This window comes from Vibrio sp. CCB-PB317, assembly GCF_022808245.1.
GTDB classification, from domain to species: Bacteria; Pseudomonadota; Gammaproteobacteria; order Enterobacterales; family Vibrionaceae; genus Vibrio; species Vibrio diabolicus.
Genome location: NZ_JALGNU010000002.1, coordinates 105,789 through 131,455, shown reverse-complemented (window position 1 = coordinate 131,455; position 25,667 = coordinate 105,789). Strand labels below are relative to the sequence as shown.

General features: G+C 45.2%; 24 protein-coding genes. 15 read left to right on the top strand and 9 right to left on the bottom strand.

The annotated features are described in order from the left end of the window. The first annotated feature begins 499 nt into the window (after positions 1-499). On the top strand, positions 500-2,470 hold the full coding sequence (locus MTR11_RS09800) for a replication initiator protein RctB domain-containing protein (RefSeq protein ID WP_243327410.1): 1,971 nt from the start codon (positions 500-502) through the stop codon (positions 2,468-2,470). Positions 2,471-2,759: 289 nt separating this feature from the next. On the opposite strand, the gene MTR11_RS09795 is transcribed toward MTR11_RS09800, so the two are convergent. The 3 genes from MTR11_RS09795 to MTR11_RS09785 are packed head-to-tail and all read right to left on the bottom strand — an operon-like array spanning position 2,760 to position 5,010. Continuing rightward, positions 2,760-3,227 (bottom strand): transcriptional regulator, encoded by a 468-nt coding sequence (locus MTR11_RS09795; protein WP_243327409.1) that lies wholly within the window; start codon positions 3,225-3,227, stop codon positions 2,760-2,762. Then, positions 3,227-4,159: an ATP-binding cassette domain-containing protein gene (locus MTR11_RS09790; protein WP_170892440.1), complete on the bottom strand. Its 933-nt coding sequence runs from the start codon at positions 4,157-4,159 to the stop codon at positions 3,227-3,229. The genes MTR11_RS09795 and MTR11_RS09790 overlap by 1 nt, the downstream gene beginning before the upstream one ends. Continuing rightward, on the bottom strand, positions 4,156-5,010 hold the full coding sequence (locus tag MTR11_RS09785; protein WP_243327408.1) for an ABC transporter ATP-binding protein: 855 nt from the start codon (positions 5,008-5,010) through the stop codon (positions 4,156-4,158). The genes MTR11_RS09790 and MTR11_RS09785 overlap by 4 nt, the downstream gene beginning before the upstream one ends. A 361-nt stretch (positions 5,011-5,371) precedes the next feature. Between MTR11_RS09785 and MTR11_RS09780 the strand changes: the two genes are divergently transcribed. Then, positions 5,372-5,569: a PA3496 family putative envelope integrity protein gene (locus MTR11_RS09780; RefSeq protein WP_005392088.1), complete on the top strand. Its 198-nt coding sequence runs from the start codon at positions 5,372-5,374 to the stop codon at positions 5,567-5,569. 281 nt (positions 5,570-5,850) lie between these two features. After that, positions 5,851-6,912: a GTP cyclohydrolase II gene (ribA, locus tag MTR11_RS09775; RefSeq protein ID WP_074190277.1), complete on the top strand. Its 1,062-nt coding sequence runs from the start codon at positions 5,851-5,853 to the stop codon at positions 6,910-6,912. A 71-nt stretch (positions 6,913-6,983) separates the two neighbouring features. Here ribA and MTR11_RS09770 read toward each other — a convergent pair whose 3' ends face one another. Beyond that, positions 6,984-7,739: a substrate-binding periplasmic protein gene (locus MTR11_RS09770; protein ID WP_006740908.1), complete on the bottom strand. Its 756-nt coding sequence runs from the start codon at positions 7,737-7,739 to the stop codon at positions 6,984-6,986. A gap of 68 nt (positions 7,740-7,807) precedes the next feature. Here MTR11_RS09770 and MTR11_RS09765 point away from each other — a divergent pair, with 68 nt between their 5' ends. The 3 genes from MTR11_RS09765 (at position 7,808) to MTR11_RS09755 (ending at position 10,865) form a co-directional block, all read left to right on the top strand. After that, positions 7,808-9,703 carry an ATP-binding protein gene (locus tag MTR11_RS09765; protein ID WP_243327407.1) on the top strand — a complete coding sequence of 632 codons (1,896 nt, stop codon included), beginning with the start codon at positions 7,808-7,810 and terminating at the stop codon, positions 9,701-9,703. Positions 9,704-9,803: 100 nt separating this feature from the next. Next, positions 9,804-10,013, top strand: a complete 210-nt coding sequence (locus MTR11_RS09760) for a DUF3283 family protein (RefSeq protein WP_005374484.1) — start codon at positions 9,804-9,806, stop codon at positions 10,011-10,013. Between the two features lie 135 nt (positions 10,014-10,148). After that, a complete protein-coding gene (locus tag MTR11_RS09755; protein ID WP_005392082.1) occupies positions 10,149-10,865 on the top strand; it encodes a YebC/PmpR family DNA-binding transcriptional regulator in 717 nt (238 codons plus the stop codon). A gap of 73 nt (positions 10,866-10,938) precedes the next feature. On the opposite strand, the gene rodA is transcribed toward MTR11_RS09755, so the two are convergent. Then, positions 10,939-12,021 carry a rod shape-determining protein RodA gene (gene rodA / locus MTR11_RS09750; protein WP_005392081.1) on the bottom strand — a complete coding sequence of 361 codons (1,083 nt, stop codon included), beginning with the start codon at positions 12,019-12,021 and terminating at the stop codon, positions 10,939-10,941. A gap of 407 nt (positions 12,022-12,428) precedes the next feature. Here rodA and MTR11_RS09745 point away from each other — a divergent pair, with 407 nt between their 5' ends. The 8 genes from MTR11_RS09745 to MTR11_RS09710 all read left to right on the top strand — a co-directional run bounded on the left by MTR11_RS09745 (position 12,429) and on the right by MTR11_RS09710 (position 19,777). Next, positions 12,429-13,097, top strand: a complete 669-nt coding sequence (locus MTR11_RS09745) for a hypothetical protein (protein WP_243327406.1) — start codon at positions 12,429-12,431, stop codon at positions 13,095-13,097. 9 nt (positions 13,098-13,106) lie between these two features. Continuing rightward, a complete protein-coding gene (locus MTR11_RS09740; protein WP_038883359.1) occupies positions 13,107-13,805 on the top strand; it encodes an ABC transporter ATP-binding protein in 699 nt (232 codons plus the stop codon). Further along, entirely contained in the window at positions 13,793-15,061 is a 1,269-nt protein-coding gene (locus MTR11_RS09735; RefSeq protein ID WP_005448873.1) for an ABC transporter permease, read from the top strand. Before MTR11_RS09740 ends, MTR11_RS09735 begins: the two co-directional genes overlap by 13 nt. Then, on the top strand, positions 15,054-15,839 hold the full coding sequence (locus tag MTR11_RS09730) for an outer membrane lipoprotein-sorting protein (protein ID WP_243327405.1): 786 nt from the start codon (positions 15,054-15,056) through the stop codon (positions 15,837-15,839). Before MTR11_RS09735 ends, MTR11_RS09730 begins: the two co-directional genes overlap by 8 nt. 45 nt (positions 15,840-15,884) lie before the next feature. Continuing rightward, positions 15,885-17,213: a hypothetical protein gene (locus MTR11_RS09725; protein ID WP_243327404.1), complete on the top strand. Its 1,329-nt coding sequence runs from the start codon at positions 15,885-15,887 to the stop codon at positions 17,211-17,213. Next, positions 17,214-18,236 carry a sensor histidine kinase gene (locus tag MTR11_RS09720; RefSeq protein ID WP_243327403.1) on the top strand — a complete coding sequence of 341 codons (1,023 nt, stop codon included), beginning with the start codon at positions 17,214-17,216 and terminating at the stop codon, positions 18,234-18,236. It begins immediately after the preceding gene. Positions 18,237-18,251: 15 nt separating this feature from the next. Then, entirely contained in the window at positions 18,252-19,043 is a 792-nt protein-coding gene (locus MTR11_RS09715; RefSeq protein WP_243327402.1) for a LytR/AlgR family response regulator transcription factor, read from the top strand. A 68-nt stretch (positions 19,044-19,111) separates the two neighbouring features. Beyond that, the gene (locus MTR11_RS09710; RefSeq protein WP_243327401.1) at positions 19,112-19,777 is read left to right on the top strand and encodes a DUF2268 domain-containing putative Zn-dependent protease; all 666 of its coding nucleotides are present in this window, start codon (positions 19,112-19,114) and stop codon (positions 19,775-19,777) included. Between the two features lie 117 nt (positions 19,778-19,894). On the opposite strand, the gene MTR11_RS09705 is transcribed toward MTR11_RS09710, so the two are convergent. The 4 genes from MTR11_RS09705 to MTR11_RS09690 all read right to left on the bottom strand — a co-directional run bounded on the left by MTR11_RS09705 (position 19,895) and on the right by MTR11_RS09690 (position 23,558). Beyond that, complete coding sequence (locus MTR11_RS09705; protein WP_005374458.1) at positions 19,895-20,389, bottom strand: peptidylprolyl isomerase; 495 nt, start codon at positions 20,387-20,389, stop codon at positions 19,895-19,897. A 121-nt stretch (positions 20,390-20,510) separates the two neighbouring features. After that, positions 20,511-22,172 (bottom strand): methyl-accepting chemotaxis protein, encoded by a 1,662-nt coding sequence (locus MTR11_RS09700; protein WP_243327400.1) that lies wholly within the window; start codon positions 22,170-22,172, stop codon positions 20,511-20,513. Between the two features lie 180 nt (positions 22,173-22,352). Next, on the bottom strand, positions 22,353-22,739 hold the full coding sequence (locus MTR11_RS09695) for a thiol-disulfide oxidoreductase DCC family protein (RefSeq protein ID WP_006740919.1): 387 nt from the start codon (positions 22,737-22,739) through the stop codon (positions 22,353-22,355). Between the two features lie 24 nt (positions 22,740-22,763). Next, positions 22,764-23,558, bottom strand: coding sequence for a DUF4344 domain-containing metallopeptidase (locus tag MTR11_RS09690; protein WP_243327399.1), 795 nt, complete (start codon positions 23,556-23,558; stop codon positions 22,764-22,766). An 865-nt stretch (positions 23,559-24,423) separates the two neighbouring features. Between MTR11_RS09690 and gltS the strand changes: the two genes are divergently transcribed. Further along, positions 24,424-25,659: a sodium/glutamate symporter gene (gltS, locus tag MTR11_RS09685; protein WP_006740921.1), complete on the top strand. Its 1,236-nt coding sequence runs from the start codon at positions 24,424-24,426 to the stop codon at positions 25,657-25,659. Positions 25,660-25,667 lie beyond the last annotated feature (8 nt).

Below are 25,667 nucleotides of genomic sequence, written 5' to 3'. Positions count from 1 at the left end.
GTATTTTCATCACATGCGTAATTTATCATCAGTATTGTCTCCAGAACGATAGCTATCTCAGCTCTTGATCATCGATCCGAGTATCAATAACATCGACAATGCTCAATAAAATTCTCATTAAGATCATTATTAAACACAGCATCTGTGGATAACCTGTAAAAACATCATGATCATCGTTTCAAGACTCTTTTGATCATCTTTTCATAAACTTAATGATCATGCTTACGAGCAAATGTGATCATGCTTTCAGGCTATTGTTGATCATAGTTTCAGAATTAAGATGATCATAGTTCCGACATGCATGAAAATAATCACTTTATAGAACATGCACTTAGCGGCAAAACGATAGCCAGATCATTAGATCATATAATCAATTAAGATCAGATTAATCAAAAAGATCAGTTATTTAAAAAACAATCTTTTTTCTTTATTTATGATCTGTTTTTCTTTATTCTTCGGAACCATAGCACAACTACGGCTAGTGTGATCTGGATCTAAAATGACGGCTGATGAAAAAATTCTGATTAAAGCACCTAGAAGCCATAAGGATGGCCATCTTTTTGAGGTACATGAATCCTCTGCAGATTGGGTAGAGCAGTACCAACATTTCAAAGGGGTGACCAAAAGCATCTTAGAGTTGCTTAATCTGATCTCATTGCGAGGTTTCAGCAGCAAAGATGGATTGGTTTCAACCACAGAGATTGTGGAAGCAACGGACGGACAACTCACTCGTGCAGCTCTGCAACAACGCTTACGTGCAGCAGTAAACATTGGTTTGTTTACTCAAACTCCAGTGCGGTTTGAAGAAGGACTTGCTGGTAAGACGATGTTACATAAGTTTGTTAATCCTAATCAGCTTATTTCAGTGTTGGGTGCAACAAGTCTTGTTACAGACAAAGTACGCCAAAACGAAAAGCAAAAACGTTCAAAAGCATTGGCTCAAACCCAAGTGAACAAGCGTTTGTTGAATGAACATGGGTTGAATATCCCTCCAACAATGAAAGATGAAGCCGATCAATTTGTCGTGTCTCCAACGAATTGGGCTGGGATCATTGACCAAGCACTTGCACCACCAAGAACTCGAAAAAGTTATCAGAAATCCATGGTGTCGATCTCTGGTACCAAAGCGGTTATTGAAACGCGATCATCCAAAAATATCATGACTGTGGATGATCTGATGACCTTGTTTGCTCTGTTCACGTTGACCGTGCAATACCATGATCATCACAAAGATCAGTATCAACTCGACGCAGCACATGTGCCGAACAAGACGCCGTTATACATTACTGATATTTTGTCGCTTCGAGGCAAAAAAGACAGTGGTCCAGCACGTGATTCTATTCGCGACAGCATTGATCGTATTGAGTTTACCGATTTCCAGCTGCATGAACTTACTGGTCGTTGGCTAAGTGAAAACATGCCAGAAGGATTCAAAAGTGATCGTTTTCGTTTTCTTGCTCGAACCATAACTGCGTCTGAAGAAGCGCCTGTAGAGGGAAGCGATGGTGAAATTCGTATCAAGCCAAACTTGTACATTTTGGTTTGGGAGCCTTCGTTTTATGAAGAACTATTAACGCGTGATTATTTCTTCTTGTTCCCACCAGAGATCTTGAAGCAACATACTTTGGTATTCCAACTGTATTCTTTCTTCCGTAGCCGCATGGTGCGTCGTCATACTGACTGCATGCTGCTGAGTGAATTAAACCAGAAGCTGGCACGTAACATCGAATGGCGACGATTCTCGATGGATTTGATCCGAGAGCTGAAGCGTTTATCGGATGGTAAGGGAACGGATGAGCTGTTTGTCGTGAATTTGTGGGGTTATCACCTGACGATCGAAACTATGATCGAGAATGACAAAGTGATGGACTACCAGATCGATATTAAATGCGATGTGGAAGAAGTCTTACGTTATTCACGTGCGCGAACAACCAACGCAGGAAAGCGTAACATGGCGCCTACGCTGCCAAACCCACTTCGTAATGAGATGGTTACCCGACAACAGCTTGAAGAGCTCTCAGGCATCATAGACGGCGAATTTGAGCCTATCCAACGCAAAGCGCCATCTCCAAGAGGGAATTTAGGCCGCCGCGTGAAGCAAAGAAAACACCTGGTAGAGATCAATGCAGACGAGATCACCATTACTTTATCTAAATATACCTCACCAGAGGCTCTAGAACGCAGTATAACGGCTTTATCTGCGATGACAGGGCACTCGTATGCCTCAATCAAAGAAGAGTGCTCTGATTACATAGAGAAGCTTGATTGGCTAAGGGTAGGGGATGAGCCAATTCCTTATGAGACATTAAGCAAAACCGTCGAGCTGTTTAACACCCAAAATGATGTTAAGCATCTTACCATTGAGCGCTTGATTGCTGGATTAGCGGTACGTCGGAAGGTGTGCCGTCAAATCTTCGATGGCCACATGGATGAAATGGTATTCCGCGCTCTGGATGAAATGGCGATTTAAAAGCGTTGCTTGATACACATCAAGCAATAGGCGTGGCGTATTGATTTGAAATGTAACAATGTCTTTCGATGATAAAAAACAGACTTAACTCTAACAAATCACTGACATTAGGAGCCAAGCCTGAGACTACTATTTATCACGAATAGACAACCTTTTGTCCTTTCTGATGATTAATAGATTGGCTCATATTGTTACATTCATTCTGAATAGACTTCGCGAGTTTCTCCTCAGGAAACTCGCTTTTTTTTACCTCAAATTCCTCAAAGTAAGCCTTGATCATTTTTCCAGATTAATGAGATAAACCTTGATCATGCTTCTTGGCTTCATTCCAGTGTAAAGAACGCATCAAAGCAACATGCGACTCGATCAAGTTATGTGCTTGTTGTTGCCACTCATTTTGATCGCATTGCTGATTACAAAACTCTAAAGCTAAAACGGTAAGGTGCTGAAGTCGCTTTAAACACCAATCTTTGATCAGAATATCGGTCGATACCTGACATGCCGCTTGCTCGAGCTTTGCGCTCGTGTAAAGCAAGGTTCGATACGCTTTTTGAGGATCTCGGTACCTAGCATGTTGAAACACACGTAAACAACCGTCTAGCCAGCAAGCAATCGCTTTGCTTTGAACTTCGTTCAGTTCTGGGCCAAACACGCCGTCGGGCGCTTGATATAAGATCGCTTCCAGGTTTTCAACTTGATCATGCTTCCGATGTTCATACCACATGGCGATCTGATCTTGCCAAGTCCTCAATTCCATTACGCAGCCTCAGTCCATTGTTTTACATAGTGATTGGGTCCTATTTGATCAAATTCGTCGACAATGATGCTGCTACGACTACGAATTTCATCGGCATCTATCGAATAGTTTGGCTCACTTTTCACTAAGTTACCAAAAGGAAGATCTGGATCGGGAACGGCTGAAATCAATAGTTTGGTGTACGGGTGCTGCGGATTCTTCAGTATTGAGTGTGTATCACCCCATTCAACGATTTGCCCTTTGTACATCACAGCTGTTTCTTCCGCGATGTAGTGTGCGGTCGCCAAATCATGAGTAATGTACAAAAAGCCGATTCCTAGCTCTTGCTTCATGCGCTGCATTAGATTCAGTACCCCGAGGCGAATGGAGACATCCAGCATCGATGTTGGCTCATCCGCAAGAATGATTTGCGAACCGACGGCGAGAGCACGTGCTAAGTTTACTCGCTGACGTTGTCCACCACTAAGCTCGTGAGGAAACTTATTTAATGTCTCTTCAGGTAGTTCCACCAGCTTTAAAAGCGCTTCCAAGCGGGCAGGAATGTCACGCTCGCTTTGGATTTGCTTATGAATCTTTAAAGGGCGTGTTAGATGATGGCGAATGGTATGAGTTGGATTGAGTGAGCCAAACGGATCTTGAAACACCATTTGTACTTTACTGCGATACTCTTGGAGCGCTGAGCGTGACGTAATCTCATTGATATTAGTGCCATTGAAAAGGATCTCGCCTTCTGTTGCCGGATAGACTTTAGTGATCAAGCGAGCACACGTACTTTTACCGCAGCCTGATTCTCCAACCAAAGCCAGCGTTTTTCCTGCATACAGATCAAAGCTCACGCCTTGGAGCGCACGGAAGGTTTCCTCTTTCGCTAAACCACCGCCTACTCTGAATTCTTTAATCACGTTTTTCATTTGGATGATAGGCTGATTCATGATTGCGCTCCTGGTCGCTCTGGTTGTTTGTGGACGTCGTGGATGTTTGGGAAAGAAGCCCATAGCTTTTGTGTGTAGGGATGTTGAGGATTATTACGAATTTCGTATGCCTGATTGACTTCGACGATTTCTCCATGCCGCATGATGGCAATGCGATCACACAATTGGCTCATCAGCGCCAAGTCGTGCGTAATAAAGAGTACTGAGAAGCCAAATTCATCTCTAAGCTGATAGATTTGTTGTAAAATCTCCCTTTGTACCACCACATCTAAAGCGGTTGTGGGCTCATCCATAATGATCAGCTTAGGGTTCAAAGACAAAGCAATAGCAATCACTAAGCGCTGACGCATTCCACCTGAAAATTGGTGAGGGTATTCCGTTAACCGTTCTCGTGGAATATTGACCAAGTCCAATAGTTTTTCTGCTCGATCTTTCGCTTTAGCGTTGGTGAGTCCTTGGTGATGACGCAATACATCTGCGAATTGCTCTTGGATCGTTAAGACAGGGTTGAGTGAGTTCATCGCGCTTTGAAACACCATGGCGATTTCACTCCACCTCAGAGCGGTTAGCTCAGAATCTGAGAGGTTAAGAATGTCTTTGCCATCAAATAATATTTTACCGCCAGAAATGAACGCTGGCGGCTTATGGAGACGATTGATCGAGAATGCGATCGTGCTTTTGCCACATCCCGATTCACCAGCAAGTCCAAATACTTCTCCTTTGCCGATATCGAAGCTGACGGATTTTACCGCATTAAAATCACCATTATCGGTGATGTAATCGACGCATAAATCTCGGATCTGGATGACCGGATTATTGTGGTATGCATGATTTAAGTTAATACCATCCATATAAACACCTTACTAATGTAAAAGATAATTATTATCATTATCAGGTGTGATGGTTTTTAGAAAGTGGCAAGCGGTGAATCAGTGAAGTGACTCGAAAGTTAGGCGAAATAAAAAGTGGTATCCGGCGTTGTTAATGAAGTCAAGGAAGACGAGAATTGAGAGCTGGATCAGCACACTTTTCTTAGGGGGAATTATTCAAATCTAATCGTAAATTTGCCCCTTGGCAAAACTTAAATGATGGATCTATTAAGGAGTTAACGAAAGGGCGGGAGGGGTCACATTTCCCTACAGTTTTTCTTACCACCTCGTTCCTGTTTTGCTATAGATTACGCATCGAAAACATGGTGTGTTCGGAGGAAATATGTCCATTAATTCTATCGACCATGACGAGATGACCAACATCGCTCACAAATGGGAATTACCTGATGAAGAAGCCGTTGTGAAGCCTGAGAAAACAGTGAAATCAGCAGAAGCCAGAAGACGCATTGAAGCGCTACGTGAAATCCGTGAAAGTGGATTGACCATTGAAGAAGCAAGGGAGCTTGGCTTGATACACTGATTGCTCTAGTTTGGTATAGCAATCCATAGGGTAGTCGTCGGGCTGCCCTTTTTATTTTTCGCTCCATTTTAGCCATTGCGTCTTACCACAACATCTCACATCTCTTTATTTTTCTTATCCAAACGTTCTAATTCACCTCTCTTTCACCTAAAAAGTTCTAGATCCAAACTCATTTTCATCTGTGTAGAAGTTTGACAATCTTACCTAGCGTTACTAAAAGATATATCAATAGCGATATGCTTTTTGTTGATTATCGCGACCACAAAGCAAGGAGCGCGAGTATGGTTGACCAAATCCTTTTTTATGAGCCCGATGAGCCCCACGGTTTTCTTTCCAATTTTTGCCATGCCCCAGTCAATATATCCTCCCAAACTTGGCCCACCAGCGAACATTATTATCAAGCCCAAAAGTTCCTCGATGCGCAGTTACAAAGCAAAATTCAACACGCGAGCACTCCAGATGAAGCGTTCGCCTTAAGTCGAAAATACGAACATTTTGTCAGAAGTGACTGGGAGGATATGAAGTTGGCCGTTATGGCTTTCATCGTTAGAGAAAAGTTTCTGCAAAATCCACCTTTAGCGCAGCAGTTAATGAGAACGGGTAACGCTTGTCTTACAGAGCATTCTCACAAAGATGCCTTTTGGGGGGATGGGGGAGACGGTAAAGGAGAAAATCATTTAGGAGAAATTCTGATGAACGTTCGGGCTGAGCTGAGACATGTCGAGCCCTACAATCTCGTGAAGTTCATCGATAAAGCCAAATTGCCGACCCAATGGGGCACATTTATGATGTATGGCTTCGTTGAAACTGCCACGAACAAAGAGCATCTTGCCCTCGTGTATGGAGAGCCTGCAAGCAGCGCTGCACCGCTTATTCGGTTGCATTCGGAGTGCCTTACTGGCGATGCCTTGTTTAGTACGCGTTGCGACTGTGGTTTTCAGCTCAACAGGGCGCTACAAAATATTGTCGAAGAGGGATGTGGTGTACTGCTTTATTTGCGTCAAGAAGGACGTGGTATTGGCTTGATTAATAAAATTCGAGCTTATCACCTTCAGGACGATGGCGCCGATACTGTAGAAGCCAATGAACGTTTGGGCTTTGCTGCTGATATGCGTGATTACGCATTCTGTAAAGGGATGTTAGAGCATTTGGGCATTGATGCGGTGCGACTAATGACGAACAACCCACGTAAGCTGGCTGCGTTAAAAGCGGTTGATATCAACGTCATTGAGCGTGTGCCCTTGCAAGAAGGTAATAATCCAAGCAATCAACACTACTTGCAAACTAAGGCGAGTAAATTAGGGCACATGTTTGATCCTAAGTTTGTCAATCACACCAAGTAAAGCATCATCTATGTCTCAATAGATGAAAACGCCAACGATAGAATCGTTGGCGTTTTCATTCGTTAGGTCATTTATTGATACCTTTGAATGATCTCATCAATTTCACCCGATGTTTTTAACTCAGCCAAACGTGTATTGATGTAGTCCTGAGTTTCTGGCTGCATTTGGGGCGAAAAGGCCAAATAGATCGAGTAGTCAGGGATAACTGAGTCGAAAGATTGGATCTGAAAATCTTCTAGCGACAAATTGAGGCGTTTTAAGTTGTACATAACGCGTGATTCCATTTCGACGAAGGCTGTATCTCCTGGTGTTCGGGTTATCACTCGATATGCGGCATCATAATCTTTAACGCGTATTTCATTCACACTACCATCCTCAAAGAATGGGATTAAATTCGGATAATCAAAACCGAGTAGTAATACGATAGATCGGCCATGCATAGTGTCCATATTCTTGAACTCTAACGGTTTCTCACTACTCGATACCAATACATGTTTTACAGTGTAAATGGGCTCTTCAGACAAGTTTTCTGATTGCACCTTGCCCCAGTTTGGGCTGCCGTAAGTTAGCCAGTTTGGTTCGCCACCTTCTTCTAATATGGAAATCATTCGTTTAAACGGATAAGTGTGATAATTCACCTGATAATCCGATTCAGCGAAAATGGCACTGACGATGTCAGTCACAATCCCGGAATGCATTTGCCCCTGTTGTTCTATTTGAAATGGCCTTGCTTGGTCGGCGATAACGTAATAGTTCACTTCAGCGGCAGTAGCATAAGTTCCTATCGCAATAAAGCTAAAAGCCAATCTAAGTAGAAGTCTTTTCATCGTATCCTCGATTATTATTTGCGCGTGGCTATATTTAGAGTAGCGCAAGTTTATCGGAGCGATTTCATATGGATGAAAAAGAGCGATCTCAACGTCGATTTAGTATCGGCAACCAACTTATGTTGGCGGTGTTAACGTTGAGTTTAATCTTTACTGTCATCATTTCCGCTGTGAGTTTATATCGAGTTTTTAATGAAGATTTAGCCCATTTGCACGTCGAGCTAAAGCAGGTCGAATCCAGTTACTTATCGAGCTTTTCTGCCAGCTTATGGGTGGAGGATAGGGAGCTGTTACTCACTCAAGCAGAGGGCGCAATGCGCATGCCCTCTGTGGATTATTTACGTATCGCTAATGAAGATGAAGTTATCGTCGAACTGGGCACCGCACTTTCTGAGGATGTCGTAGAAAGAAGTTGGCCGATGCAATATCGTGTTGGTGATAAAACCTATGATCTGGCGACATTGACTGTTCAGGCGGATCTGAGCTCGATTTATGAAGATCTTTGGCAACAATTTTTTTTCTTACTCACGACAGAAGCGATCAAGATCCTATTGCTCATAATTGGCGTGCTTTGGGTCGCCTTCCGCCTCTTGGTCAATCCTCTCCAACTGCTTTCCGGCGCCGTGAGCGATTTTAGTGGCGGGAAGGTCCCAAGCAAAGTTACGCTCCCAAAGCGTTGGTGTTTTGATGAAGTGAGCGTGTTGGCGGAGAAATACAACCGAAGCGTTGAGAAAGTCCGTGAGCATCAGACTGAACTTGAAGAAGAAAGAGATAGAGCGGAAGTCGCCAACCGCAAAAAAAGTGAATTTCTTGCCACCATGAGCCATGAAATTCGAACACCGATGAATGGCATTATTGGTGTCGCTTCATTACTGGGTGACACCAAACTCGATCCTCAGCAAAAAGAGTTTGTAGAGATCATCGATAGTTCTTCTCACTCTTTAATGACGATCATCGACGATATTCTCGACTTTTCTAAAGTCGAAGCAGGTAAAGTCGAATTAGAAAATGCGAGCTATGATCTGCGCCGTATTTTGGATGATGTGATCAGCTTACATACCGTCAAAGCCAAGCAGAAGAATCTGCAATTGCTTAGCGATATTGATCCTCACTTGCCAGCGGAAGTGCAAGGTGATGCTGCACGCTTAAAACAGGTATTGAACAATTTGTTGAGCAACGCGATCAAATTTACTGATCGTGGTCATGTGAAGCTTCTTGTTGAGTTAACACGTCAAGAGCATGATGTCGCCATGATTCGATTTCGCGTCGTTGATTCTGGCATTGGTATTGCGAAAGAGAACCAACAAGCGATCTTCGAACGTTTCCAACAAGCCGATGGCAGTACAACCAGAAAGTACGGTGGTACCGGCCTTGGTTTGGCGATTGGTGCTCAGTTGGTGAACTTAATGGGAGGAGAAATCCAACTGACAAGTGAGTTGGGGCTTGGTAGTTGTTTTGAGTTTTCGATTCCAGTTGTAGTAAAAGCACGGTCTACCTACACGGAACGACCTAATGTTTTGACGTTTCCAAAAATTGAAGATAATGAAACCAGCCTCCAGCATGACAATCAACCTTGGGTATTGATTGTTGAAGATACCATCGTAAACCAGAAAGTCGTGCGTATTATGTTGGAAAAGCTCGGCGTTCGAGTGAGCGTCGCAAATCATGGTGAAGAAGCGCTTCAGCTATGTGAGAAGCAAGCTTTTGACTTGGTGTTTATGGATTGCCAAATGCCAGTGATGGATGGTTTCATTACTACTGAGCGTATTCGACAAATGGGAGAGTGGGGGAAACACGTTCCCATTATTGCGTTGAGTGCCAATGTTATTAAGGAAGATCAACAACATTGCTTTGACGTCGGTATGAATGAGTTTGTCGCCAAACCTGTGACCAAAGATCGGTTGCATCAAATATTCGAGCAGTTTTTACCAAAAGCACTGAAAATCAGTGCGGGTCCCAAATAGTTAACTTGAAATTGATCAAGTTAAGTGCGTTTCTATTCTGCAATTGTAACTCTGTATGCTATAGTGCGCGGCTAGTATTTAAAGTACCTTGAGGCTGTAAATGTCGTTCAATCTATCCCTATTGCCGCCTGATGAAAAAAACAAAATCGAACTGGATAAACAAGCGTCGTTTTTGGTTTGGAAGCTCAGAGAGGCCAAATCTGGTCCTGAAGCAATAGAAGAACAGTTGTCCAAGATTAACGATGCTGATGAAAAAGCGTTTTTTCAGCAATCGGTCGAAAAGTACAAACGAGTAATGGGTGTCGCTTAACGCGAATCGTGACAACGGTATAAAACTATGTGGCGAATGAGGTAACCTCCCCATTCCTTTGCTAAGCGAAATTGAAAAGGTTTCGCTTTTTGCTAAAATCCTTCGCATTAAATTTGAATTTAGAGAGACATCCCGATGGGAAGAAGTTTTGAAGTGCGCAAAGCCTCTATGGCGAAAACTGCAGGCGCGAAAATTAAAGTTTATTCCAAATACGGTAAAGAAATTTACATGTGCGCGAAAAACGGCGGTAGTGACCCAGACATGAACTTGTCTCTTCGCCACCTGATCGCGAAAGCGAAAAAAGATCAGGTACCAGCGCACGTTATCGACAAAGCACTAGACAAAGCGAGTGGCGGCGGTGGTGAAGATTACCAACCAGCGCGCTACGAAGGCTTCGGCCCTGGCGGTACTAGTGTTATCGTTGACTGTCTGACCGATAACGGCAACCGTACTTTCCAAGATGTACGCCAATGCTTTGTTAAAGTGGGTGCGAAAATTGGTGTTGAGGGCTCAGTTTCTCACATGTTCGATCACCAAGCGGTATTCCAGTTCAAAGGCGACGATGATGAAATCATCCTAGAAACGCTAATGATGGAAGATGTAGACGTAACTGACGTTGAGCTAGAAGACGGTGTGATCACTGTATTCGCTCCTCATACAGAGTTCTTCAAGACGAAGACAGCACTAAATGGTGCGTTCCCAGATCTAACGATCGATGTGGAAGAAATCACTTTCGTTCCTCAAACTCACACTCCAGTAGCGGGTGAAGATGCTGAGAAGTTCCAGAAATTCCTAGATCTTCTAGATGACTGTGACGATGTTCAGCAGGTTTACCACAACGCAGAGCTATAATTTTTTAGCTTCCACCGTTGTAAAAAGGCTTCCCTCGGGAAGCCTTTTTTGATCGCACTCTTTGCTAGCAGCATTATACGTTGCGATATTTGGAATAACACAGTGACATGATCACACCAAAGCAGATGCCTTGCGTCAGCATGGCCGTGCCGCCGTAACTAAAGAACGGCAAAGGGCTTCCCATTACTGGCAACAAGCCGCTCACCATGCCTGTATTGATAAAAGCATACAGGAAAAAGCTCATCGCTAATGCACCACTCACAAGCCGACTAAAAAAGTGATCAGACTGACATGCAAGCAACATGACGCGCGCGGTAATAAACAAGTACAGTGCGAGCAAGACTAAACTACCAACAAAACCCCACTCCTCGGCATAAGTCGAAAAAATAAAGTCCGTATGACTTTCTGGAATAAAGCCAAGTGTTCCTTGCGTAGCATTCATCCAACCTTTGCCTTTCATTCCGCCGGAGCCTATCGCAATTAAAGATTGGATGATTTGGTAGCCCGAACCTAACGGATCCGACTCCGGGTGCAAGAACTGAGTAACGCGGCTTTTTTGATACGTTTCCATGACGAAGAACCACAAAATAGGCGCCAACGTTAATATACTCGCGACAAAGCCACCGATTATTTTCCAGCTCATGCCAGCTAAAAATAAAACGAATAAGGCGTAAATGACGGTAAAAACTGCACCGTCTAAATCCGGTTGTAGCGCGATTAACCCAGCAGGAATCATAGTGATGAGTAAGCAAAATGCAATTTTCCTACTATCTGGTCTGCCGCCTTCAATATGTAGCATCCACGCGATCATGATTGGAATCGAGAGTTTGATTAGCTCCGAGGGTTGAAAGCGAAAAAAGCCAATATCAAGCCAACGTTGAGAGCCATTAGTGCTATCGCCAAACAAAGCGACAGCAAGTAGCAGCGCAACCGCAATAATGTAGAGATATGGAGCTGAGCGTTGATAGCTAGCGGCGGGAATCGATGACATGACCAATATACAAACCAAGGTCAGTCCGCAGCGTGCTAAATGCTTGAAGAGCATGGCCTCATTAAAGCCACTGGCACTCCAAAGTGTTAGTGTACTCAATAGCATGATCGGAATGATCGCCATCAGCAGTGGCAAATCGACCCTGGGGAAAAAACGCTTATTCATTTTCTACGACCTAATAACGCACCCAGTTCGAGCGCGAAAACAACCAGAACTCGAGAGTTCGAACTATTCCGATGCTAAGAATCCTATTTGGAAATAACAGACACCATGCAAAGGTGTGTATGAGAGGAGCGTCGATGTCGTCTGTTATGGGTAAGCTGCTTGGAAAGCTGTGGAATGGATAAATACACTAGACGCAGGTTTTAAGCCAGTATTTTTATTCCTATTGTGGTGAAAGACAGACGCTTACAAACAAGCTGGGATAAATGTTCTCTTTAAGGATGGAATGTCATTCATCGCAGCAAACACCCGTTCACTCCATATAACTGCCATTGGTCGCATGCAAAAGCAGCGTGCGATCTTCTCCCTTAATCTGAAACCATCAAATCACGTTCAACTAAGGACAGTACATGATGGTTTCTCAATCTCGCTCAATTAAAGCTCTTAAACTGGCAAGTACGTTTATCGCCGCATTTGCACTTAGCAGCAATCTGGCTCTGGCTAATCCAAGCGAGCGCACACTCAGTCAATTCAACCAAGCGGCGCAGGGTGACTCTGGCTTAGTTGATACCGTTTACGGCGAATTATCCAAACAACTCGAAGAGCAGGGCGCAACGCCGGTGACCTTGGTTTACTTAGGCAGTGCGGAGACGTTGCAAGGTCGTGAGGCGTTTATGCCTTGGAACAAGATGAAGTTCACCGAGCGCGGTCTTGCCACAATCCAAAAAGGCTTGGACTTAATGGCGAATCAGCCATTACCACTGCAAGAACAACAACGCTTACAAGGCTTGCCGGAATACCAATTAGCCACCGCTATGGCAGCCACTACGTTTACCTCTTTACCTGACATGTTCAATCACTTTGAGCGTGGCTACGAGCTGTACCTTTCATTGCTCGATGAGCCGAGTTTTAGCCAACAACCTTTCGCGGCAACGTCGTGGATTTATCGCTACGCCATTGAAGCGGCACTGCGTGCTGAAGATGTTCAACAAGCCAAAACATGGTTAGCGCAAATGGAGCAGTTGGATGACAGCAATTTAGAAACGCAAACCGCGAAAGCGCTGCTAGCGAAGTATTAGGGAGGCGTCATGATCGTTTTTAATCAACTTAGTCGCGATTACGCCCTTGGCAGCCAAACGGTGCGTGCATTGCGAGACGTGTCTGGTGAAGTGTTTGCCGGCGAAATGGTGGCATTATGCGGACCGTCTGGCTCAGGCAAAAGCACCTTACTTAACGTGCTTGGCATGCTAGATACTCAATACCAAGGTCAGGTGACATTTGCAGGCAGCCCATACCCAACCGGGCAAATGCAGGCTGCGAAAATGCGTCGTGAAAAGCTTGGCTTTGTGTTCCAAAAATTCAACCTTGTGCCTGTGATGACGGCATTGGAGAACGTGGCTTATCCGCTGCATCTCAACGGCTTTTCAAAAGCAGAACAAACCGAGTTCGCCACACAAATGCTAGAGCACGTTGGCTTGGGCGAGTTTATTCATCATATGCCCGATAACTTGTCGGGCGGTCAGCAACAACGCGTGGCAATTGCTCGTGCGTTAGTACACAAACCAGCATTGGTGATTGCTGATGAGCCAACCGCAAGCCTTGATAGCCAAACTGCCAACAAGGTCATCGACATTATGAAAGGGCTCGGACACGAGCTTGGCACCACTTTTATCGTCGCCACTCACGACCCTCGCATGGCATCCCGTTGTGATCGCACCATTGAATTGGTGGATGGCAAAATTACCCAAACGCACGCAAGTGTGGAGGAGGTTTCATGGGCAAGCTAATTCCTGTTTCGGTTCGGCTTGCTTGGTTGAACCTGCAACGCAATCGCCGTCGCAGTTTGTTGTCGATGCTGATCATCGCTATTGCCGTGTTTGCGTTAACCAGTGCGGGCGGTTTTGGTCTGTACACCTATGACAGTTTGAAAGAATCGACAGCGCGTGACACGGGGCATCTGACGTTAACCACTCCGGGTTACTTCGCCAAAGAAGAAGAGATGCCGCTGAGTAACGGGTTAACTCATGCAGACGACATTACCAAGCAATTGATTGGCTTAAACGAAGTGCGAGGCGTGCAGCCACGAGTTGAGTTCAGTGGGTTGATTTCCAATGGTAACAAATCATCGATCTTTATCGGCATTGGTGTGAACGAGCGCGAATTCGATATGAAAGGACCGTTTTTGGATGTGCGCGAAGGGCAAACGCTGTCCAACATTCACGCATCGCGTTATGACCCTGCAGAGCCAGAAGTGATGCTCGGTGTTGATTTGGCGAACAACCTAAGCGTGCACGTTGGCGATTGGATTACCTTGCTGGCGACCACAACTGACGGCGCATTGAACGCGTATGACTTCAAAGTTCGTGGCATCTATTCAACAGGCGTACCAGAGCTTGATAAACGCCAGTTGTATGTGCACATCAACAGCGCGCAATCGTTGTTGGGCTCAGACAAAGTCAGTGCGTTATCTGTCTTCTTGTTCGACACCAGTTTAACGAGCCAAGTCGAGCAACAAGTGGCTTCGGTTCTGAGTAAGCAAAAGCAGAACTTTGGTGATCAAGATATTGAAATTACGCCTTGGCAAGAACGTGCGTTCTTTTATCTCAAAGTGAAAGATTTGTACGACCGTATCTTCGGCATCATGGGCGCAGTAATGGCGTTGGTAGTCTTTGTCGCACTGTTCAACACCATGACCATGTCGGTCACCGAGCGTACCCGTGAAATTGGCACCTTGTCAGCACTTGGTAGCTACCCTCGCGAAATCATTGCTGGGTTTTTGCGCGAGGCAGGGTTACTCGCGGTGATTGGCAGCTTAATCGGCGCTTTGTTCACTGCATTAGTCACCATTTTACTGATGGTCGTGGATGTACAAATGCCGCCACCGCCAGGACGCACAGAAGGTTACCCATTGACGATTTACTTCTCTTGGGAGCTGGTGGCTGTCGCAGGATTCGCGGTATTGATGATTTGTTTGGTTGCGGCGTTTTTCTCGGCACGCAAAGGGGTGAACAAGCCAATTACGGAGGCACTGATTTATGTTTAATTTCAGATCACTATTACCAATTGCACTGCTGACGGTAAGCGGCATCGCAAGCATGAATGCCAGTGCGAATGAAACTGCGCTAGATGCACAGCAAGTCGCGCAATTGATTGAAAAAGCGGATAGCTACCGCTTGCAAGATGATTCCTCCAAAGTGGTGTCATTGGTGCGCTTATATCAAGACCAAGAATTAGATAAAACCCGCCTTTACCACGTGTACACGCGTCCAAATCGTGAATCGTTGGTGGTGTTCAAATCAGCAGTCGAAGCTGGGCAAAAGATGCTGATGATGGGCGACAACTACTGGCTGCAAATGCCAAAGAGCCGCCGTCCTATTCGAATTACGCCAATGCAGAAGCTGCTTGGTGAAGCGTCTATCGGCGACATCTCAACCCTGACGTGGAGCCAAGATTATCAAGGTGAATGGAAAGCGACAGAAACTGTTTCGGTGAACGGAGAGAGTGTCGCGGCTTATCACCTTGCGTTAACCGCGAAAACCAAAGGGGCGAGCTATCAGAAGATCGACTTATGGTTGTCTGAGCAAGATGCGTTTCCAATCAAAGCCGATCTCTACTTGCGCTCTGGCAAACTCGCCAAGCAAGCGCAATACGGACGTGCAAGCGACAATGGCGAAGACTATGTCAGTGAGATGACCTTGCTTGATAGCATTCAGCCGAGCAAAAAGACCGTTATCGAGTATCAAGAAATCGTGCCTTGGCAGCTGGACAACAAGTTCTACAACCCAAGCTATTTGCCGAAAGCCAATACGACTCAGCTTTAGCCTGAACTCCGTAAATAGAACCATGAAAACGAGTAAGGAAGTCACATGAAATCGCACCAGCCTAACCTTAACAAAAGCACCAGTCTGTTGATTGCTGCGTCGTTGTGTGTGGGCGCAGCAGCCCCAGTTTTTGCCAATGATGAGCTGAGTTTTGAGTGGGATTGGGCTGTCAGTTACGAAACTGCCAAGCAGCGTGACAGCGCATTTATACAAGCGCAGAGCAGTTCTCGTGATTCACTTAATACACTGTTGGATGTGCAGGTGAATTATCAGAACTTCAGTGGTTTGTTCGCTCTGTACAGCCAAGGTTTGTACCTCAATCAACAAGGAGAGAGTGAGTGGTGGAGTGAAGCTGATAACCAGTTGCTGATTCGTGAGCTGGCTTGGCTAGGGGAGTGGCAAGTCGGTGATACCACTCTTGATGTGAGCTTAGGTAAGTTGCGCGTGGATTGGGGCGTGGGTTATGGCTACCGACCTTTGGATCTGTTTAAGCCTTATCGACAAAACCCGGTTGGCTTAGTCGCAGAAGAGGGTGCGGGTGTGTTTTCACTTTCACACTATGATATGGCAGGCGAGTGGACCGTCATTGCGACGGATTCAAGCTGGGGGCAACAAGACCAAAGTGCACTTGATCAAGTCGCAGAGCAACAAGGTATTGGTCTCCGCCGTTATGCGCTGGTGGGTGACACCGAGTATCAACTTATTGGTTATTACGATGATGTGCGCCGAGGTTTGCTTGGCGCCAGTGCCATTGCCGTGTGGGATGAATCCATCGCCATGCACGGTTCCATGTTGTGGCAAAAGCAAAGTGTCGGCTATCAGTTTCAGCAGGGTGATCTTTACCAACCCGTTTCGGTTGAGGAGCAGGGCAGTGCATTCCAAGCCTTAATTGGATTGAACTGGGCAAACCAAGCCGGACACAACGTGATTGCTGAATATTGGTACGACAGCCGAGCATGGTCGAAAAACGAATGGCAACAAGCAATAGAGCGCGGCGAATTACTCTCTCAGATCCCCGACCATAATGTATCTCTACTTGCGACAAGCTACGCCCAAGGGTTTCAGCATGCCAATATCGTTCAGCATAACGTAATGCTGCACTGGAGTTGGGATGTGGAAGCGTGGGCTGCATGGAACGGTAAAGCGGATATGGGCTGGCTAAGTGATGTAACCCCTACGTTGGATGTGATGCTGTCTCCACAAGATGGTGGTGTGATTGTCACGCAGTGGCTTAACTACCAATGGATTGATACTGGCGATCAAAGTGTAGAAGTGGAAGTTGCCGCACGCTTTTTAACCGGAGACGACCAATCTGCTTACGCACAAATCAATGATAAGCATATGATTGTATTTAACATCAAAGGGAAATTCTAAATGTGTTCAGCAAAATCAGTGGTGAAAAGTGGATGGCCGCGTAGCTTATTAGTGACCACGGCATTTTGTCTCTTTATTGCAGCAATGACGCTCTCGGTTTGGGGCGGTCCATTTTACATTCATGTGGCGGTTAGCTTTGGATTTGGCTATTCGGCTATCTTCTTCTCATGGCTTGTCGACCGCCTGTTTCCTACCATTCCTCGTTTGGCGGAAGTGGCTATCTCGCTGACGGCATGCCTATTGTTTGGTGTGGTGAACGCTCAGCTTTGGCTTGGGGAATACTTCGGTATCTCAAGTATGCTGTCGGTTGGTCTAATGGGGTTGTTATTCAGTGCCATGTGCTTTTTCTATTTCTACTCACGCGAGCAACATGCGATCGCTCAACGAGAGTTGGAAGCCATCAAACGCGAGAAAGCAGAGCAAGACCGTGCGCTGTTGCTGAGCCAGCTTAAGCAGATGCAAAGCCAGATTGAACCGCATTTCCTATTTAATACCTTGGCAAATATCAGTGCGCTCATGTCGCAAGATGTCGATAAAGCTAAGCTGATGCTAGAACAGTTAACCGCGCTACTGCGTGCAACGTTAAAAAGCTCACGCGAAGAGCACACCACGATTGAGAATGAAATTGCCTTAATTGAAGCCTACTTGAGTATTCAGAAGATACGTCTGGATGGACGTCTAAGCTACAAAATTGAAGTAGAAGACGGTTTAGGAACAACAGAACTGCCACCGATGATGTTGCAACCTTTGGTGGAGAATGCCATTGTTCACGGTATTGAGCCAAAGCGAGAAGGTGGTGAAGTCAGCTTGCTCATCAAGCGCGAACGACAGAACTTGCAGATTGAAGTCAGAGACACCGGTGTTGGCTTGAATCACGTAAGTGGGCACATGGGTTCAGGCGTGGGTTTAAGTAATCTCAAGCAGCGAGTTGAAGCTTTGTTCGCAGGGCGAGGAGAGGTTTCTATCAGTGAGTCTGCTCAGGGTGGGGTTTGTGTTCGCCTGAGTTGGCCAATGGAATCGTAATCAAGGAAGAAAGGAATGAATACAGGGTTTACTGCCATTATTGCTGATGATGAACCGTTATTGAGGCGTCATCTTGATAAAAGCCTAGCTGAAGTGTGGCCAGAGCTAGAGGTGATAGCCAAAGTCGCCGATGGTGAACAAGCGTTGCAAGCCATTGAGCAAAGCCAACCTGATATTGCGTTTCTCGATATTCGTATGCCAGTTTTGGATGGCATGACACTAGCGCAAAAACTCAATCAACTCGCCAACCCACCTTTGATTGTGTTTGTCACCGCGTACGATGATTACGCTATAAAAGCCTTTGAACAAAATGCCGCCGATTATTTGCTTAAGCCTATCTCGGATGAGCGCCTTCTGACGACGTGTGAAAGAGTGAAAACACGCCTTGCTAAGCGAGAGCAAGAGAGCAGTAATGTGCAGATGAGCAGCCTGTTAGAGCAACTGCAGCAATTATCCGCGCCACAAACGCCGCAGTATTTACAGTGGATTAAAGCGACGCAAGGGGAAGATATTCATCTGATCGCCACGTCTGATGTGTTGTATTTCAAAGCGGAAGAAAAATACGTTTCTGTGTATGCCCAACAAGGACAAGGCAAAGTGCAGGAGTATTTGATTCGTACATCGTTGAAAGAGTTGATAGGGCAGCTTAACCCAGAACAGTTCTGGCAAGTGCACCGTTCAAGCGTGGTGCAAGTGTGCAAAATTAACAAAGTAAACAAAGACTTTACTGGAAGAATGTTTGTGCATGTTGGAGAAACTAAGCTCCCTGTGAGTCGTGCATCTCAAAGTTTGTTCAAAGGGATGTAATCGCTAGAACTGCTCACTCTTTACACTGTAAACTCGCTGCTCTTAACCTACATTATCAAGGAAGATAAATGAGTTATCGCGTAACCCTGTTAAATGCGACGGGAGAGTTGTCTCCAATCTCTGAGTATTTGCATCAGAAACTTGATGATCTGAGCTCACTACTTTCTAGTTACTTTGATTTAAGTAACAGCGATTTAAGTAGCAACGATTTAAGTAACGTCGACCTGACTGTTAGCCCGTTTGATCGCAATGACGTACCGCAGACGGGGATTGGTGGCTATTGCTTAAGTGCCTATCGTGTAGAGATTTTGCTTGATACCCAACGTGCTGATATTAAAAATGTTATTGAGAAAGAACTGGCTGCGGTGTTAGCGCATGAGTTGCATCACCTGTTCCGTATGCGAGCGGGAGAGAATGGCGTTGCGCTTGGTGATGTACTGATTATGGAAGGGTTAGCTTGTCATTTCGAACGTAAAGTGAATGGAGGCATCACACCGAGCTTGTTTGAGAAAATCAAAGATCAAGATTGGCGCCCTTTCTATGCTGAGATGAAAGACAAGTTGACCAGCTTAGATTACAACTTCGACGCTTACTTTCTTGGTAGCGATGAAAGCCGCTGGCCGAAATACATGGGGTATTGGGTTGGGTACAACCTTGTTGCTGAATATCTGGCTGATTTTCAAGGCTCTGAGCTTGATTTAGTCGGAGCAAAAGCCGAGCTTTTCTATCAATAACTCCGGCACAAGCTAAACTAATAGGCTGAGTCATAAAAACAAAAAGCGCCTAAGTCATAAGACGTTAGGCGCTTTTATCGTTTTATAGTGACGACTTCTTCGAAGAGGCGAGTGTGCTTATTCGCTGATCGTCACCTTCTCAATAATGATTGGATCGCATGGCACATCATCATGACCAAGCTTAGAAGTTGTTTTCACTTTCGCGATGCGATTTACGACATCCATACCCGCGGTCACTTTACCAAATACCGCGTAACCCCAGCCTAGGTTGGTGGTTGCGGTGTGGTCTAGGAAATCGTTGTCTTCCAAGTTAATGAAAAACTGTGCCGTTGCAGAGTGCGGTGCATCGGTACGCGCCATTGCGATAGTGCCAACAAGGTTCTTTAGACCACGGTTTGCTTCGTTTGCGATTGGGGCGCGTGTTGGCTTTTCTGCCATGTCTTCGGTGTGACCGCCACCTTGGATCATAAAGCCGTCGATAACGCGGTGGAAAATGGTGCCGTCGTAAAAGCCATCTTCACAGTATTTTTTGAAGTTCTTTGAGCTAACTGGCGCTCGTTCTAGATTCAGTTCAATCTCGATGTCACCGAAATTGGTGGTCATAATAATCATCTTGTTTGCCCCTGTGGGTGCTATGTTGGCGGCATTATAACTAAGTCGTTTGAGGATAGCAGAAATAAAAACAGCGACGTTAAGGCGTCGCTGTTTCTACTATTAAGTATGGTTAAGGAAGTTAAACCGTGAAGCGTCCCACCAAGTCGTAAAGTTCGTTGGCTTTGTGATTGAGGTTTTGGCTGCCCGAGCGATTTTGATTGGCAAGGTGCGCCGATTGATTACTTTGCTGAGAAATGACTTCGATGCGTTGTGAAATCTCTTGTCCAACTTGGCTTTGCTCTTCGGTCGCGGTCGCGATCAGCGTGTTCATGTCCATGATATTCGCAATCGCTGCTTGAATATCTTGCAGCGCAACCGATGCAGCACGTGCTTCTTCTACTGTCGCTTCGCCACGTGCTTGGCTAGATTCCATCGCTTTTACTGCGGCATCCGATCCTGCTTTAAGTTGATCGATCATCTTGTGAATGTCACCTGTGCTGTCCTGAGTGCGGCTTGCAAGCTTACGCACTTCATCCGCGACAACTGCGAATCCGCGTCCTTGGTCGCCCGCTCGTGCCGCTTCAATGGCGGCATTTAGCGCAAGCAAGTTGGTTTGTTCAGCAATATCTTGGATGACTTCAAGTGAGGATGAGATGTTCTGCACGTCACTCTCTAGACGTGAAATTACAGTGCTTGCTTCAGATACCTCATTTGCTAGCGCTTCAACGGAGTTAGCGGCGGAGTCCACGATGTGCTTCGCTTGTTGTGCGTTGTCATCGGCGTTTTTAGCGGAATCGGCGGCTTGGTTTGCATTGCCAGAGATCTCGTGAGCGGTGGCCGTCATTTCTGTCATTGCGGTCGCGACTTGTTCCGTTTCCTCACGTTGACCTGAAGCCAATTCATCCACTTGTGAGGCGCGTTGAGACATGTTGTTAGTTTCTGATACTACCTCTTGTCCGACATGGCTGACGCTCTTAATAATTCCTTGCAAGCTCTCAACGAAGATATTGAAGTTATGCGCGAGCTGCTTGAATTCTGGCACGCTAGATTCTTCCATACGCGCGGTTAAGTCGGCGTCACCTTGTGCGAAAGATTGGATTGAGCTGTCAAACTGTTCGATAGGGCGCATAATGCTACGGTTGACGAGTACGGCAAAAATGGCCACGACAACGGCAATAGAGACACAAAACATAGCAATAGCGGCTAAGGTATTGTTTAGCTCATCGTTTGCTGTGTTTTCCATCTCTGTAATGATCGCATCGATATCATCAGTATAAAAACCTGTGCCAATCATAATATCCCACTTGGGAATGAACATGGAGTAGCTGAGTTTTGGTAATGCTTCGGTTTGCCCTAACTTAGGGAAGTAGTAGGTTGTGAAGTCACCCGTTTTGGCGTTTTTCAACAGGTCTTGGATCAGGTAGTTGCCTTTTTTGTCTTGAAGGTTATAGAAGTTTTCTCCAACCCCTTTGTTGTTTTTGCCGACAACAACACGCACGCCTTTTGAGTCGTACGCAAAAATATAACCTGATTGGCCGAACTCTAACTCTTTGAGCACTGGAATAGCTTCTTGCAATGAGGCATTACGATCCAATAACGGTTTGAGTGCGGAATGAGCCATCTGCACATAGTTTTTCAGTTCCGCTTTCTTCATCGCCATCATCGTCGTGTGCGTATGATTGATTTGTTGTTGGTTGTAGGTACTGGTTTGGAGGTAGGTAAACCACATCATACCCAAAGCAATCGTTAACACGGGAATGATGGAAAGAATATAAAGTCGCTTTCTTATCGTTAGATTCATAGGTACTTCCTTACGTCTCGGCGCAGCGTTACAAATTGGTAAACTTCAATAGCTTTACCAAATAAAAGTGTTAATAATTATTTTTGTACTGATTGCAGATTAACCGAGTTGGCGGGTGAGAAGTACAGGAAGTTGGTGATCGTGGACGAGAGAGACTCACATTTTTAAGCAGGATCACAATTAGCGAGAGCATTGGCCCGAGTTGCAGCGGGAGCTACCAGTAAGCCAGTATGAGACACGATACCTATTGTTGGCAAAACGCAGGTAAAGCCAGTCGGCAATTGGCTTGAGTAATGGCCAACGTAGTGGAGCATATAGCCAACCTCGACCGACCAACTGCCATGCTCGGTGAGTCACATCAAGACCAAGTATCAGTTCATTGTTGTCATTCAGCGCATGCAAAATCGTATTGGCTTTTTGCGCGTCTATCTGTGGGTAATCAGAAAAGTCATCGCTGTAGATATCGACGATTTTTATCGCTTGTTTTACATCTCGTCGCTTAAGTGCGTGCATTTCTTTGGCGCACAGTGGGCAAGTTCCGTCATAAAATATGGTGAGTTTTGTCATTGCGATCGTCTTACTTGATTTGTCTTACTGAATTCTACGTGGCGATTTTTCTTTTGGTTCATTATGTTGCAGGTAGTGGTTCCAATTCGTGCGTATGTTCTCGTAGTTGTATTGGCAAAAGTCTTTGCGATCTCGTAGGTAGTCTTTTTCAACTTCATCGAGAAGCGACTTGTACTGTTCCGGATCACTGCCGTACACCAAACATAAGGTAGAGAAGTAGCGTTGCAAATCAAAACTGTGCTCATCAATGTACTCACCGAAGTCGTAGTAGTCCGGTCTGTCATCGGACTCAAATGCGAACATGTCGGCGGCGCTAATGGCCATCTCTGCGCCATCTTCTAGGAAGTCAATCATTAAGATCGTGGCAAAATTATCGACGGCATCTTCTTCTTTTCCGAGAACAGGGATGTTTTGATCTTCGATGTAAGCATGCCCGGCTTCATGCAGCAAGGTGTGTAATAACGTATCTAACGCCCCTGTTTTTGGGGATTTTCCAAGGCGTTCTTCATACTGGTTATTGGAGAAGTAATTGAGTGATTCCAAATAAAAAGTGTAGGGAATGTGTATCGTGTGCGTATCGGGAGCGTACATTGGGCCATCTTCTCCGCCGTAAACCAGTGTGAGTGGTTTGCGAAATGGAAAGTGGATCTGAGATAGCTCAAGAAAAATTGGGCTTACATCGCTGTTTTGGATAGATTGCAGGGCGATTTTTTCATGGGTTGTTTCCACGGGAGAATATTCAATACGGATATTTTCCGCTGCAGTGGCAGATGAGATGGCACAGAGTAATAGCACAGGGAAAAGCAAATGAATTTTCATGTAGGGCTCTTGTTATTTTAATAACTTACATAAAAATTATACATGTTTTTGTGTGATGCATAATTGGGATTGTTTTTATCACCCAGAACCGGGTAGTTAGCCTCGAAAGACTACCATGACAACACCGTACATTTTGGTTGCTGGACCCTCAAGAAAGCCTATCAAAACACATTTTACTCAGGAGACGATAGATAAGTGATTGGCTTTTAAGGTTTATTTCTTGGTGAGGCTAAGCTGAATTCGCTTCGCTCTTTTGTCTGTAAAAATGCTATTCAGCAGTTAATCATTATGGAAAGAAAACATGGGGTTGGTGAATGTCACTGAATTGAAGAAAATTATCAGCAATATGTTATAATCCGGCTCCGTTGTGACGAAAACGTTTGTTGCAGCTTGAGAGTTTCCTTGGATTCGGCTCGTTTACACACCATGAGCCAGAGTTAAAAAACTACGACAGGAACAAGCAAACCCAATTGTTTTGAACGCGATCTCGGCGTTTAGAGGTTACAACGGGAAGGAACTTTGTTTGATAGTAATTGACACATTCTGTTTAAGTAAGGGAGCCCAATGTGGTTCAGAAAGTGTCACCCAGAATTTACTCACAACACTATACCCCAAGCAGTCACGCACAGGTATTGCGAGGGGGCATTTGAAGGAGCTATATCGGCTCCTTTCACATTTAAGGGCTTGCTAACAGCGGAAAACTGACACATCGCTAAAGGAGCGTCCCTTAAACTAGCCTAAGGCGCATCTACACCAACTTTTGAGTATTTTCGAAACAGTAAAGCGAGAACATTTGCTATTGAATGAAGGTTAAATTAACACTCGATCATTACGGAGGATGAAGAGAACAATAATAAGAGGCGATATGAATCATTTAATATCTGTAGGTGCACTGGAGTCCTTCTTGGTCGCAATCAGTGTGCTTTTCCTGGGGCATTTTATTAATGCTAAGCTACCGATTTTAAAGAAGTTCAACATACCTGAGCCGATTGTAGGTGGCCTTATTGTGGCCTGCATGATTACTGCTCTTCATTTCAACGGCATCGACTTGGAGTTCGATTTGCCGTTACAAAATACGTTTATGTTAATGTTTTTTGCGACGGTTGGTTTGGCCGCAAATTACACTCAGTTGATGAAAGGAGGTGCGAAGGTTTTTATCTTCTTAGCTGTCGCATCGTTTTACATCATCATACAAAACGGCGTTGGCGTTTCACTCGCGGCGGCGCTCGGTTTAGATCCTTTGATGGGGTTAATTGCTGGCTCGATTACTCTGTCTGGTGGCCATGGTACAGGTGCTGCGTGGTCACAAACCTTCCAAGACGTGTATGGATTGGATAACGTTTTGGAAATAGCGATGGCATCAGCCACTTTTGGTTTGATCATCGGCGGTATCATTGGTAGCCCAGTGGCACAGCGCCTCGTAGAAAAAAACAGCATTGAATCGGAGTATGGTCGTGGTGGTCGAGATGCCAAAACTCACGAAAAATTCCCTGAGTTGGTGACCTACAACGAATACGAAGAAGATAAAGTAACGGCGAAAAAAGTGGTGGAGAAACTCTTCTTCCTACTGATCTGTGTTACGGGGGCGAAGTATGTTGAGCAATGGGTTAGCACGTATGAAATCTCATGGTTGATGATTCCAGACTTTGTATATGCGCTGTTCATTGGTGTGATCATCACGAACTTCTTAGAGGTGACCAAGCTTCGTAAGTTAGATGCAGAAACCGTCGATATGCTCGGTACCGTTTCTTTGTCATTGTTCTTGGCGATGGCATTAATGAGCTTGAAGTTATGGAATATCTTTGACTTAGCGATTCCATTCTTGGTCATTTTGGCTGTGCAGTCTGTGGTCTTAGCTATCTTCACTTACTACGTTACGTTCAAAGTGATGGGACGCAATTACGACGCTGCGGTTATTGCGGGTGGTCACTGTGGTTTTGGCTTGGGGGCAACCCCAACAGCCGTGATGAACATGGGCTCTATCGTTAACCGATTTGGCCCGTCGCCGCAGGCATTTATGGTGGTGCCAATTGTGGGGGCTTTCTTTATCGACATCGTTAACTTAATCATTTTACAAGGTTACATTTCATTCCTTGGTTAAATTTAAGT